Here is a 12483-nt window from a genome sequence, read left to right as displayed (position 1 = left end):
GCGAGGGCGCACACAGCGCCCTCGCGCGGACTCACATCCGACACGCTCATCGGAGGCCCTGCGGTGCACGAACTGCCGCAACAGCTGGCCAACGGCCTGGCCCTCGGTACCCTCTACGGCTTGATCGCCATCGGGTACACCATGGTCTACGGCATCGTCCAGCTCATCAACTTCGCCCACGGCGAGATCTTCATGATCGGGGGCTTCGGCGCCCTCACCATCTACCTCCTGCTTCCCAGCGGAACCAGCCTGTTGATGGCCCTGCCCCTCATGCTCGTCGGCGGCGCCCTCGCCTCGATCGCCATCGCGGTCGCGGCGGAACGCTTCGCCTACCGCCCGCTCCGCGGCGCGCCACGACTCGCCCCACTCATCACCGCGATCGGCCTGTCCATCGCGCTCCAGCAGCTCATCTGGGCGTTCTACCCGGACGCCAAGAAGGCCCGCCCCTTCCCCCAGTTCGAAGGCAAGTCGTTCGAAATCTTCGACAACCTGCACATCCAGCGCGGCGACGCCTTCCTGTTCATCGCCGCCCCCCTGTGCATGCTCGCCCTCGGCCTCTTCGTCTCCAAGAGCCGCACCGGCCGCGCCATGCAGGCCACAGCCCAGGACCCCGACACCGCCAAGCTCATGGGCATCAACACCGACCGCATCATCGTCATGGCCTTCGCCATCGGCGCGGTCTTCGCCGCCGTCGCCGCGGTCGCCCACGGACTCCGCTTCGGCCAAGTCCAGTTCGAGATGGGCTTCATCGCCGGCCTCAAAGCCTTCACCGCAGCCGTCCTCGGCGGCATCGGCAACATCTACGGCGCCATGCTCGGCGGAGTCGTCCTCGGCCTCGCAGAAGCCATGTCCATCCACTACATCCAGGACATCCCCGGGATGGAACAGCTCGGCGGCGGCGCCTGGGCGAACGTATGGGCCTTTGTACTTCTCATCCTCGTGCTCCTCGTGCGGCCACAAGGCCTGCTCGGTGAGCGCGTGGCGGACCGGGCGTGAGGCCGATGAGCACCGACACCACCACCAAGACCACCACCCCGACAACCGTCGACGACTCCCCCCGCACCAGGGCGCTCCGCGTCCTCACCGCCGCGGGCGGCCTCGCCACCATGGCCAGCACCTTCCTCGCCTGGGCCTACAGCCCCGACTTCCCCGGCGACCTGACCGTCTACGGCTATCCCGGCGGCCTCCAGGTCCTCACCCTCGTCGCGGGCCTCCTCCTCACCCTCTTCGCCGGCGCCGCCCTCGGAGTCCGCGGACTGCGCTGGCTCATCCCCGCCGGCAGCACCCAGGCCCTGCGCCTGCTCGCCGTCGGCGCCATGGCCACGACCTGGTTCACCGCCACCGCCATCGCCGTCGAACTCGGCGGCCTGATCAACCTCGAACCCGGCGCCTGGATCGCCGCCCTCGCCTCGGCCGTCCCCGTCGCCACAGCCCTCCTGCTGCCCGACGACACCCGCGTCCCGGCACCCGCCAAGGAACTCCCCTCCTGGACCGAGATCCTCATCGTCGTCGCCGCATTCGGCCTCGCGCTGTTCATCTTCACCTACGGCATCGACACCGAATACGCCGAACTCTTCACCGGCTACCTCTTCACCGCCGGACTGTCCGCGACCGCACTGTTCAAGGCCGGACTCATCACCCGCCTCAGCCGCATCACGGCCAGGAACCGATCCGTCACCCTCATCGCGGCCTTCGTCGCCGCCGCCCTCTTCCCCATCACCCAGACCAACGACCAGTACACCCTGGTCGCCGTCAACATCCTCGTCTTCGCCACCGTCGCCCTCGGCCTGAACGTCGTCGTCGGCCTCGCCGGACTCCTCGACCTCGGATACGTCGCCTTCCTCGGCGTCGGCGCCTACACCGCCGCCATCGTCTCCGGCTCGACCGCCTCCGTCCTCGACGTCCAGTTCCCCTTCTGGGCAGCAGTCCTCACCGGCGCCCTCGCCTCGCTGATCTTCGGCGTCGTCATCGGCGCCCCCACCCTGCGACTGCGCGGCGACTACCTCGCCATCGTCACCCTCGGCTTCGGAGAGATCTTCCGCATCGCCATGGGCAACCTCGACGGCGACTCCGGCCCGCGGATCACCAACGGACCCAACGGCATCCCCAACATCCCCGACCTCACCATCCTCGGCTTCGACTTCGGCGAGGACCACGTCCTCTTCGGCCAGGAAATCGGCGGCTTCGCCAACTACTACTTCCTGATGCTGCTGGTGACCGCCCTCGTCGTCCTCGTCTTCAGCCGGGCCGGCAACTCCCGCATCGGACGCGCCTGGGTCGCCATCCGCGAGGACGAGACCGCCGCCACCGCCATGGGCATCAACGGCTTCAAGGTCAAACTCATCGCCTTCGCCCTCGGCGCCACCCTCGCCGGAGTCGCCGGCACCGTACAGGCCCACGTCCAGTACACCGTCGTACCCGAGCAGTACGTCTTCGCCGGACCCGTACCGCCCAGCTCCGCCTTCCTCCTGGCGGCCGTCATCCTCGGCGGCATGGGCACCATCACCGGCCCCCTGCTCGGCGCCTCACTCCTCTACCTCATCCCCGCGAAGCTGCAGTTCCTCTCCGACTACCAGCTCCTCTTCTTCGGCATCGCGCTCATCCTCCTGATGCGCTTCCGCCCCGAGGGCCTGATCGCCGACCGCAGGAAGCAGCTCGAGTTCCACGAAACCGGACAGCTCGACGTGCCAGAACAACGCCTGCCCTCAGGAACCGTCGGCGTCAGCAAGGCGGAGGCGTGAGAAACATGACCACCACGACCACCACCGGCACCGGCCCGGCCAAAACCGCCACCCCCGTCCTCAGCGCCACCGGCGTCACCATGCGCTTCGGCGGCCTCACCGCCGTACGCTCCGTCGACCTCGAAGTCAGAACCGGCGAGATCGTCGGCCTCATCGGCCCCAACGGAGCAGGCAAGACCACGTTCTTCAACTGCCTCACCGGCCTCTACATCCCCACCGAAGGCACCGTCAAATACAAGAACAAGGTCCTGCCCGCCAAACCCCACCTCGTCACCCAGGCCGGCATCGCAAGGACCTTCCAGAACATCCGGCTCTTCGCCAACATGACCGTTCTGGAAAACGTCCTCGTCGGCCGCCACACCCGCACCAGAGAAGGCCTCTGGTCCGCCCTGCTGCGCGGACCCGGCTTCAGAAAAGCAGAACGGGCCTCCGAGGAACGGGCCATGGAACTCCTGGAGTTCACCGGCCTCGCCGCCAAGAAGGACCACCTCGCCCGCAACCTCCCCTACGGCGAACAGCGCAAGCTCGAAATCGCCCGCGCCCTCGCCAGCGACCCCGGCCTCCTCCTACTCGACGAGCCGACCGCGGGCATGAACCCCCAGGAGACCCGGGCCACCGAGGAACTCGTCTTCGCCATCCGCGACAAGGGCACCGCCGTCCTCGTCATCGAGCACGACATGCGCTTCATCTTCAACCTCTGCGACCGGGTCGCCGTACTCGTCCAGGGCCAGAAGCTCGTCGAAGGCACATCCGAGGTCGTCCAGGGCGACGAACGCGTCATCGCCGCCTACCTCGGTACCCCCTTCGAGGGCGCACCCGGAGACGACGAAGTCGCCGAAGTCGAGGCCGCCGAAGTCGCCGCGGGAGCGGACCGGCCGGCCGCGCCGGCCACCAGCGAGGACCACACCACCCCGGCGGACACCAGCACCGACACCACCACCGCCGACGAGGCCGCCCCCCGCAAGAACATCAGCAAGGAGGGCGACCAGTGACCGCTCTGCTCGAAGTCGAGGACCTTCGGGTCGCCTACGGCAAGATCGAAGCCGTCAAAGGCATCTCGTTCAGCGTCGAGGCCGGCCAGGTCGTCACCCTCATCGGGACGAACGGCGCGGGCAAGACCACCACGCTGCGCACCCTCTCCGGCCTCCTCAAGCCGCTGAGCGGTGCGGTCCGCTTCGACGGCAAGCCGCTGAACGGCACACCCGCCCACAAGATCGTCGCACTGGGCCTGGCCCACTCACCGGAAGGACGGCACATCTTCCCGCGGCTGACGATCGCGGAGAACCTCCAACTCGGCGCCTTCCTCCGGAAGGACACCGACGGCATACGCGCCGACCAGCAGAGGGCGTACGAGCTCTTCCCCATCCTCGGCGAACGCCGCAACCAGGCAGCGGGCACGCTCTCCGGCGGCGAGCAGCAGATGCTGGCGATGGGCAGGGCACTCATGTCCCGCCCCAAGCTGCTGATGCTCGACGAGCCCTCGATGGGCCTGTCGCCGATCATGATGCAGAAGATCATGGCGACGATCACCGAACTCAAGTCCCAGGGCACCACGATCCTGCTCGTCGAGCAGAACGCCCAGGCCGCACTGTCCCTGGCCGACCACGGCCACGTGATGGAGATCGGCAAGATCGTGCTGTCGGGAACGGGCCAGGACCTGCTGCACGACGAGTCGGTCCGCAAGGCATACCTGGGCGAGGACTGACGCCCTCCGGCGCCCGCACGGGCGCACCAAGCCAAGGGCCCCCACCGATCTCGTCCGGTGGGGGCCCTTCGCCTACGCGGTGAACGCTCCCCGCGCGGACGAGACGAGCGCCCTGCTCCGAGACGTGCCCGCACCGCCCCCGCCACGGGACCGCCTCGGCAGGGGCAGAACTACTGCCCCTTCTGCTTCTTCTCCTCCGCGTCCTCGATCACGGCCTCGGCCACCTGCTGCATCGACAGCCGGCGGTCCATCGACGTCTTCTGGATCCACCGGAACGCGGCGGGCTCGGTCAGGCCGTACTGCGTCTGCAGAATGCTCTTGGCCCGGTCCACCAGCTTCCGCGTCTCCAGCCGCTGCGCGAGATCGGCGACCTCCTGCTCGAGCGCCTTCAGCTCGGTGAAGCGAGAGACCGCCATCTCGATGGCGGGCACGACATCGCTCTTGCTGAAGGGCTTCACCAGATACGCCATCGCACCGGCATCCCGCGCCCGCTCGACCAGCTCGCGCTGCGAGAAGGCGGTCAGCATCAGAACGGGCGCGATGCGCTCCTCGGCGATCTTCTCAGCGGCCGAGATGCCGTCCAGGACGGGCATCTTCACATCGAGGATCACCAGGTCCGGATCGTGCTCACGGGCGAGCTCGATGGCCGTCCGACCGTCTCCGGCCTCACCGACGACGGTGTAGCCCTCCTCCTCGAGCATCTCCTTGAGATCGAGTCGGATGAGAGCCTCGTCCTCGGCGATGACGACGCGGGTGGTCAGCGGCGGGACGTGCGAAGGCGCATCATCGAAGGGCTGCTCGGGCTCGGCGGCGCTCACGGGACTCCTCGTTCCAGGCAGGTGGTGCCTCTGCAGCCTACCTAGCTGCAGGTGAGGGCACACACACGGTAGAGTGTCTCTGCAACCGGCCGGGTTGGCGCAACTGGTTGACGCGGAGGTCTCAAACACCTCTGTCCGCAAGGACGTGTGGGTTCGAATCCCATACCCGGCACTCTCGAAACACTAAGCGGATCTCCACCTTCTCGTGAATCTCCGCTGTTCTGGAACATCACTGCCTCTCTGTCACGCACTGTGATGGCATGAACTCACATGGCACTGATGTACGAGCCGAGGCCGTCCGACGACTGCGAGCCGGGGACAAGAACGCCGACGTGTCCCGGGCGCTGAACGTCCCTGTAGGCACCGTTGGCTACTGGCTGCACCTCGACCGGGCCAAGCGGGGCACGCTCCCCGGCAAACCGCATCGCCCCTGTCCGCGATGCGACGACCGCGAACTCGACGAAGCGGCCTACTCCTACTTACTCGCCCTCTACCTCGGCGACGGGCACATCATCCAGTACTCCGAACATCGCGCGCCGAGCCTGATGATCACCTGCGATGAATCCTGGCCGGGCCTGATGGACGAGTGCGAGAGGGCCATGCGCGCGGTCTTCCCCGACAACTCCGTCTGTCGCATCCGAAGGACCGGCTGCCGCAACGTGAAGGTCTACTCGAAGCACCTGTGGTGCCTCTTCCCCCAGCACGGTAAGGGAAAGAAGCACGACCGGAAGATCGCCCTCGAACCCTGGCAGCAACGCATCGTGGACGCTCACCCATGGGAATTCATCCGTGGATTGGTCCACTCCGACGGATGCCGGATCACCAACTGGGCGACCTGCATCGTGTCGGGCGAGAAAAGACGCTACGAATACCCCCGGTACTTCTTCACCAACAAGTCCGACGACATCCGGCAGCTCTGCACCGACACCCTCGACAAGGTCGGCGTCGAGTGGAAGGTCACCCGGCGCGGCAGGGAGCCGTACAACATCTCCGTCGCCAGGCGGGAGTCCGTCGCGCTGATGGACGCGCACGTGGGGCCGAAGTACTGACACCCCGCGAGGCCGAAGTACCCCGCGAGGCCGAAGTACCGAGACCGCGCGCGAACACCGCTGAGGCGTGGGCTACTTCTGGTAGTCGTCCTCGCCGATGTGGTGGACCCGTACGAGGTTCGTCATTCCCGGGACGCCGGGTGGGGAGCCGGCGGTGATGACGACGACGTCGCCCTGCTGGCAGCGGCCGATCTTCAGCAGGTGTTCGTCGACCTGCTGGATCATTTCGTCCGTCGAGTCGACGCTCGGGCCGATGAAAGTCTCCACGCCCCAGGTGAGGTTGAGCTGGGAGCGGGTGGCGTGTTCGGGGGTGAACGCGAGGACCGGGATCGGCGAGCGGTAGCGGGAGAGGCGGCGGACGGTGTCGCCGGACTGGGTGAAGGCGACGAGGAATTTGGCGCCGAGGAAGTCGCCCATTTCGGCGGCGGCGCGTGCCACGGCTCCTGCCTGGGTGCGGGGTTTGTTGCGTTCGGTCAGGGGCGGGAGGCCCCCCGCGAGCATGTCCTCCTCGGCCGCGGCGACGATGCGGCCCATCGTCCGGACGGTCTCGACCGGGTACTTGCCGACGCTGGTCTCGCCGGAGAGCATCACCGCGTCCGTGCCGTCCATGACGGCGTTGGCTACGTCGGAGGCTTCGGCGCGGGTGGGGCGTGACGCGTCGATCATCGAGTCGAGCATCTGTGTGGCGACGATGACGGGTTTGGCGTTGCGCTTGGCGAGTTTGATGGCGCGTTTCTGGACCATCGGGACGGATTCGAGGGGCATTTCGACGCCGAGGTCGCCTCGGGCGACCATGATGCCGTCGAAGGCGTCGACGATGCTGTCGAGGTGGTCGACGGCCTGTGGTTTCTCGATCTTTGCGAGGACGGGGAGGCGGCGGCCTTCCTCGTCCATGATGCGGTGGACGTCCTCGATGTCGCGGCCGCTGCGGACGAAGGAGAGGGCGATGACGTCCGCGCCGGTGCGGAGGGCCCAGCGGAGGTCTTCGACGTCCTTGTCCGAGAGGGCGGGGACGGAGACGGCGACGCCGGGGAGGTTGAGGCCCTTGTGGTCGGAGACCATGCCGCCTTCGATGACGGTGGTGTGGACGTGGGGGCCGTCGACGCGGGTGACTTCGAGGGTGACGCGGCCGTCGTCGACGAGGATGCGTTCGCCGCGGGTGACGTCGGCGGCGAGTCCCTTGTAGGTGGTGCCGCAGATCTGCCGGTCGCCTTCCATCTCCTCGACGGTGATGGTGAATGTTTCGCCGCGTTCAAGGAGTACGGGGCCTTCGGTGAATCGGCCGAGGCGAATCTTCGGGCCTTGAAGGTCTGCGAGGACTCCGACGCTGCGGTCGGTCTCTTCGGAGGCCTGGCGCACGTGGCGGTAGCGCTCCTCGTGGTCGGCGTAGGTGCCGTGGCTGAGGTTGAAGCGGGCCACGTCCATTCCGGCCTCGACGAGTGCCTTGATCTGGCCGTACGAGTCCGAGGCGGGTCCCAAGGTGCAAACGATCTTTGCTCGGCGCATGTGCCGAGCCTATGCCGTACCGGCGGGTAGAGATGAGGTCCTGCGTGACGACTCAACGGCCTTTGGGTGAAGGGCTATTGACAAGTGTTGAAAAGTGCAGGGGGTTGCTCCGATGAGCGGGCCACACGAGGAGGACCGCGGCCGAATCGGGGCTTGCCAGTCGGCCTGCATAAGGTTAGGTTTACCTAAGTTCAAGCCCGGAGTGGATCCGGGTTTTCTTGTACGAAAGGCCTCCTTTTCATGTCCGGAACCCTCAATCGCCGCGCCGCAACCCTGGCTCTCGTCTCCGCGCTCGCCGTCACCGCAACCGCGTGCGGTTCCTCGGACGACGACGCCAAGCAGGCCTCCTCGGGAGGCGGCAAGCACGCGGTGTCGACGGCCATGGGCAAGGTTGAGGTGCCCGACCATCCCAAGCGCGTCGTGGTACTCGACACCGATGCCCTGGACTCGGCGGTCACGCTCGGCGTCAAGCCGGTTGGTGCGGTCACCGTCGTGGCGGGCGCGCCGCTGTCCACGTACCTGCCCGAGGAGAAGATCAAGGGCATCAAGGAGGTCGGTCTCATCGGTGAGCCGAACCTCGAAGCCATCAACGAGCTGAAGCCGGACCTGATTCTCAGCAGCAAGGTCCGGGACGAGAAGAACTACAAGGAGCTGTCGCAGATCGCTCCGACCGTCTTCTCGGAGACGACGGGCCCCACTTGGCGTGAGAATTTCCAGCTGCACGCGGACGCTCTCGGGAGGAAGGCCGAGGCGGAGAAGGTCGTCTCCGCCTACGAGACCGAGGTCGCGGGGGTGACGAAGGCGCTGGGCGGGCCCGAGAAGGCCAAGCGGCTCAAGTTCGGCTTCGTCCGTTTCGTCGAGGGCGCGGACACCCGGCTGTACTTCAACGACACGTTCGTCGGCTCGATTTTCAAGGACCTGAAGGTGGGCCGCCCGGCCAACCAGGACAAGACCGGGTTCTCCCTGGACGTCAGCCCGGAGAAGATCGACGAGGCGAATGCGGATGTCATCTTCTACTCCACCTACGGTGACCCGAAGAAGGCCAAGGAGACCTCCATCACGGGCAGCAGCCTCTGGAAGAACCTCACGGCCGTGAGGAACAAGAAGGCGTTCAAGGTCGACGACAACCTCTGGATGCTGGGAATCGGCTACACCGGCGCCGGCAGGGTGCTGGACGAGATGGAGAAGAACTACGCGGCCGAGTGAGGCCCCTCTCGTCCTGGCGAGTGCACGCCTGCGGCCCTGCCACGGAGATGTCCGTGGCAGGGCCGCAGGGGTGTGTGCGCCGGCGACGGGTCCGGGCGCCTCACAGCCGTTCGAAGCCGCGTACCCGCGACGGGTCCGGGCGCCTCACAGCCGTTCGAAGCCGCGTACCCGCTCCCAGTCCGTCACCGCCGTCTCGAATGCGGCGAGTTCGGTGCGCGCCGCCTGGGCGTAGTGGCCGACGACGGTCTCGCCGAAGACCTTTGCCGCGGTCTCGCTGGTCTCCCAGCGGTGCAGGGCTTCGGTGAGCGTGGTGGGCAGCCGTGGTACATCGGGGTCGGCCAGGGCGTTGGCCGCGTGGGGTTCGGGCAGGGGCAGCCGGTTCTCGATGCCGTGGAGTCCGGCCGCGACGGCTGCCGCGACGGCGAGGTACGGGTTGGCGTCGCCGCCCGGTACGCGGTGCTCGATGCGCAGCGAGGCTCCCGTGCCGACGACGCGTACGGGGCAGGTGCGGTTGTCGCGTCCCCAGGTGATGCCGGTGGGGGCGAACGCGCCGGGCTGAAGGCGCTTGTAGGAGTTGATGTTGGGCGCCATGAGGAGGGCGAAGTCGGGGAGGCAGGCGAGCTGTCCCGCGACGAAGTGCCGCATGAGGTCGGACATTCCGTCCGCGGCTGAGGGATCGGCGAGGACGGGGGTGCCGTCGGTGCCACGGAGGGAGAGGTGGACGTGGCAGGAGTTGCCTTCGCCCTCGTCGTACTTGGGCATGAAGGTGAGGGCGACGCCTTCCTGTGCGGCGATCTGCTTGGCGCCGTTCTTGAACAGGACGTGGTGGTCGCAGGTAATCATCGCCTCGTCGTAGCGGAAGACGATTTCGTACTGGCCGGGGTGGCATTCGGCGCGTGCGGTCTCCATGGTGAGGCCGGCGCGGACCATCTCGCGGCGGATGCGTCGGACGACGGGTTCGAGGGTGCCGAGGCCCTGGAGCGCGTAGTCGACGTTGTACTGGGTGGCCGGTTCGAGGTCGTGGTAGCGGCGTTGCCAGGCATCGCGGTAGGTGTCGGTGAAGACGAGGAATTCCAGCTCGGTGCCGGCGAAGGCGGCCAGGCCGCGGTCGGCGAGCCGGTCGAGCTGTGTGCGCAGGACGTGGCGTGGGGCGATCTCGACTGGCCGGCGCGGCTCCTCTCCCCCGGTGGGCCATTCGGTGTCGGCGAGGACGAGTGCGGTGCGGTCGTCCCAGGGGAGGGTGCGGAGGGTGGCGGGGTCGGGGCGGAGGAGGAAGTCGCCGAAGCCGGAGTTCCAGGCGTCGATGGCGTAGCCGGGTCCTGTGTCCATCTCGACGTCGGAGGCGAGGAGGTAGACGCAGGCGCCGAAGCCGTCCTGTGCGGCTTCGCCGAGGAAGTGGTCGACCGAGAGTCTGCTGCCCTGGAGCCGTCCCTGGATGTCGGGCACGGCGACGATGACCTCGTCGATGCGCCCGGCGTCGGCGTCGGCGCGCAGCCGGTCGTACGCCTGGTGGGTCGGGGTGTTCATGTCTGCGGCTCCTGGTGGGCGGTGTGGAGCGGGTTGGGGACCGTGCCGTGGACGACGTCGAAGCCTTCGTCGCGTTCGGAGCGGTCGTGGAAGCCCCCGCCGAGCAGCTGTTCGCGGTTGAGTGCGACGCGGTCGAACTCGGGGGCGAGGAGGCCGAACGCCTCGAAGCGGTCGGCGAGTTCGGGAAAGCGGGTGTGGTAGCGCTCGATCTCGGCGCGGACGGCGGCCCAGAACTCGGTCTCGGGGATGCCGAGGTGGGCTTCGGCGAGGGGGGCGAAGAAGCGGAAGTGTCCGGCGAAGATCGCGCTGAGGAGGGAGTGGGCGAGTTCGTGGGCGGGCCAGCGCAGCAGGACGGCGTCGGCTCGCGGGGGAAGCCCGGCGTACTCGGGGCGGTTGCCGGGGAGCAGGTTGACGTCCTCGGCGAAGTCCTTGAGGGCGATGCCTATGGGGGTGTCGGTGGCGTCGTAGAGGATGACGGTGTTCTCGCCGTGGGGGCAGTAGGCGACGCCGTAGCGGTAGAGGTAGTGCAGGAGTCCGGGGAGGAGGGCGGCGAGGAAGCGGTCCAGCCAGGTGCGGGGGCCGAGTCCGGAGCGTTCGACGAGTTCGGTGACCAGGGCCCGTCCATCGGAACCGATCTTGAGCAGGGAGGCCATGGTGCGGGCCTGTTCGCCCCTCCGGAGCTGAGCGGCGACGGGTTCGCGCCAGACGGCACCGAGGAGTTCGTGATAGCGGTACGGGGCGTCGGTGACGGACTCGTACAGCGGGTGGTGCACGGAGACGGCGGCGATTTCGCCGAGGGGGTGGAAGCGGAGTTCGTCGCGGAGGTAGGGGTCGTTCTCGCGTACGGCGTGCAGCCAGGCGCTGATGTCTGGTGCGGCCTTCGTGGGTTCGGTGGACAGACCGCGCCAGACGAGGGTGTTGCGTATGAGGAGAGGCACCTTGACGTTGCGGCGGTGGGGGTGGTCGAGGTTGGCAAGGGTGCGGATGGACTGCAGGGGGCGGTAGCGGTCGGGTCCTTCGCCGAGGGGGATGATCGTTCCTTCGGCGAGGTAGGGGGCGAAGAGGGTGGCGACGGCCTCGTCCCAGTGGAAGGGGTGGACGGGCATCCAGATGTAGTCACCGGCCCCGTACGGGCCCTGGGCGCAGGCCGCTTCGAGGGTGGTGGTGAAGGTCTTGCGGGTGGCGTCGTCGAGTTCCTCGGCGATGAGGGTCGCGGCGTCGAGGCCGGGGATGCCGGAGTAGGCGGCAAGACTGCGGTGGACGGCGGCCCAGCGGAGGCGTACGGCTCCTGCGGCTTCGGGGGCGTACGCGGCGGTGTCGGAGGCGGAGAAGCCGAGGCGGCCCTTGTTGAGCAGCATGCAGGGGTGGCCGTCCTGGTGGGCCTCGAGGTCGAGGTGGTCCAGGTCGGCGAGGTGGGCGGCGGGGACGGCGCGGGCGATGACGTCGGCCTCGGCGCGGCGGGTGGCGGTGAGTTCGCGGAGGACTTCGGCGGTGGTGGGGCCGTCCCAGCCGAGGGTGGGGCGGGCGTCGAGGAGGAGTCGTTCGGGCCCGGCTTCGCCATCGGCCTCGGGTGTGCGGCAGAGGGTGCCGTCGGCCAGGCGCCAGGTGCCGAAGGTCCCGCGGGTGGCGCGGAAAGTCCAGCGGACGCCGTCGGCGAAGTCGAGGTGGTAGGTGTCGGGTTCGCCGGTGTCGGTGTCGGGTTCGCCGGTGTCTGTGTCCGGTTTTGGGACGATTAGTTCCTCGTAGGCGAACTCTTCGATCGCCTTGACGAGCAGCCGGTGACCCGCCTGCGCCCAGGCGTCGCGGGTGGTGGGGTTCATGGGTTGATCTCCTCGGAGTACGCGGCGGAGGCGAAGGCTCCGTCCTGCGGTGGCGCGGGGCGGTCCCCGGCCAGTGCCGGGACGGTGGGACGTACGGCGTCGTGTGGTACG

At 68.0% G+C, this 12483-nt stretch carries 10 protein-coding genes and 1 tRNA gene; 7 read left to right on the top strand and 4 right to left on the bottom strand.

What is annotated here, in order from left to right:
* Positions 1 to 63 precede the first annotated feature (63 nt).
* From AB0M26_RS27900 to AB0M26_RS27885, 4 genes are read left to right on the top strand one after another with little or no spacing between them, the layout of a single operon-like run.
* The gene (locus AB0M26_RS27900; RefSeq protein ID WP_365265176.1) at positions 64 to 996 is read left to right on the top strand and encodes a branched-chain amino acid ABC transporter permease; all 933 of its coding nucleotides are present in this window, start codon (positions 64 to 66) and stop codon (positions 994 to 996) included.
* A 5-nt stretch (positions 997 to 1001) separates the two neighbouring features.
* Entirely contained in the window at positions 1002 to 2741 is a 1740-nt protein-coding gene (locus AB0M26_RS27895) for a branched-chain amino acid ABC transporter permease (protein ID WP_365265172.1), read from the top strand.
* Between the two features lie 5 nt (positions 2742 to 2746).
* The gene (locus AB0M26_RS27890) at positions 2747 to 3733 is read left to right on the top strand and encodes an ABC transporter ATP-binding protein (RefSeq protein ID WP_365265170.1); all 987 of its coding nucleotides are present in this window, start codon (positions 2747 to 2749) and stop codon (positions 3731 to 3733) included.
* A complete protein-coding gene (locus tag AB0M26_RS27885; RefSeq protein WP_365265168.1) occupies positions 3730 to 4446 on the top strand; it encodes an ABC transporter ATP-binding protein in 717 nt (238 codons plus the stop codon). Before AB0M26_RS27890 ends, AB0M26_RS27885 begins: the two co-directional genes overlap by 4 nt.
* A gap of 170 nt (positions 4447 to 4616) precedes the next feature.
* On the opposite strand, the gene AB0M26_RS27880 is transcribed toward AB0M26_RS27885, so the two are convergent.
* Positions 4617 to 5264 carry a response regulator gene (locus AB0M26_RS27880; protein ID WP_365265166.1) on the bottom strand — a complete coding sequence of 216 codons (648 nt, stop codon included), beginning with the start codon at positions 5262 to 5264 and terminating at the stop codon, positions 4617 to 4619.
* 88 nt (positions 5265 to 5352) lie between these two features.
* Here AB0M26_RS27880 and AB0M26_RS27875 point away from each other — a divergent pair.
* Together AB0M26_RS27875 and AB0M26_RS27870 are read left to right on the top strand one after the other, a co-directional pair.
* Positions 5353 to 5436, top strand: a tRNA-Leu gene (locus AB0M26_RS27875).
* A gap of 88 nt (positions 5437 to 5524) precedes the next feature.
* Positions 5525 to 6313, top strand: a complete 789-nt coding sequence (locus AB0M26_RS27870; RefSeq protein ID WP_365265164.1) for a helix-turn-helix domain-containing protein — start codon at positions 5525 to 5527, stop codon at positions 6311 to 6313.
* Between the two features lie 72 nt (positions 6314 to 6385).
* Here AB0M26_RS27870 and pyk read toward each other — a convergent pair whose 3' ends face one another.
* Complete coding sequence (gene pyk, locus AB0M26_RS27865) at positions 6386 to 7819, bottom strand: pyruvate kinase (protein ID WP_365265162.1); 1434 nt, start codon at positions 7817 to 7819, stop codon at positions 6386 to 6388.
* 240 nt (positions 7820 to 8059) lie between these two features.
* Here pyk and AB0M26_RS27860 point away from each other — a divergent pair, with 240 nt between their 5' ends.
* The gene (locus tag AB0M26_RS27860; protein WP_365265160.1) at positions 8060 to 9025 is read left to right on the top strand and encodes an iron-siderophore ABC transporter substrate-binding protein; all 966 of its coding nucleotides are present in this window, start codon (positions 8060 to 8062) and stop codon (positions 9023 to 9025) included.
* Positions 9026 to 9169: 144 nt separating this feature from the next.
* Here AB0M26_RS27860 and AB0M26_RS27855 read toward each other — a convergent pair whose 3' ends face one another.
* Together AB0M26_RS27855 and AB0M26_RS27850 are read right to left on the bottom strand one after the other, a co-directional pair.
* Entirely contained in the window at positions 9170 to 10552 is a 1383-nt protein-coding gene (locus tag AB0M26_RS27855; RefSeq protein ID WP_365265158.1) for a glutamine synthetase family protein, read from the bottom strand.
* On the bottom strand, positions 10549 to 12372 hold the full coding sequence (locus tag AB0M26_RS27850) for an IucA/IucC family protein (protein WP_365265157.1): 1824 nt from the start codon (positions 12370 to 12372) through the stop codon (positions 10549 to 10551). Before AB0M26_RS27850 ends, AB0M26_RS27855 begins: the two co-directional genes overlap by 4 nt.
* Positions 12373 to 12483 lie beyond the last annotated feature (111 nt).

The organism is Streptomyces sp. NPDC051776 (assembly GCF_040681345.1).
Classification (GTDB): Bacteria; Actinomycetota; Actinomycetes; order Streptomycetales; family Streptomycetaceae; genus Streptomyces.
The sequence above is the reverse complement of the archived record's forward strand: the minus strand, read 5'-3'. Positions and strand labels throughout refer to the sequence as shown.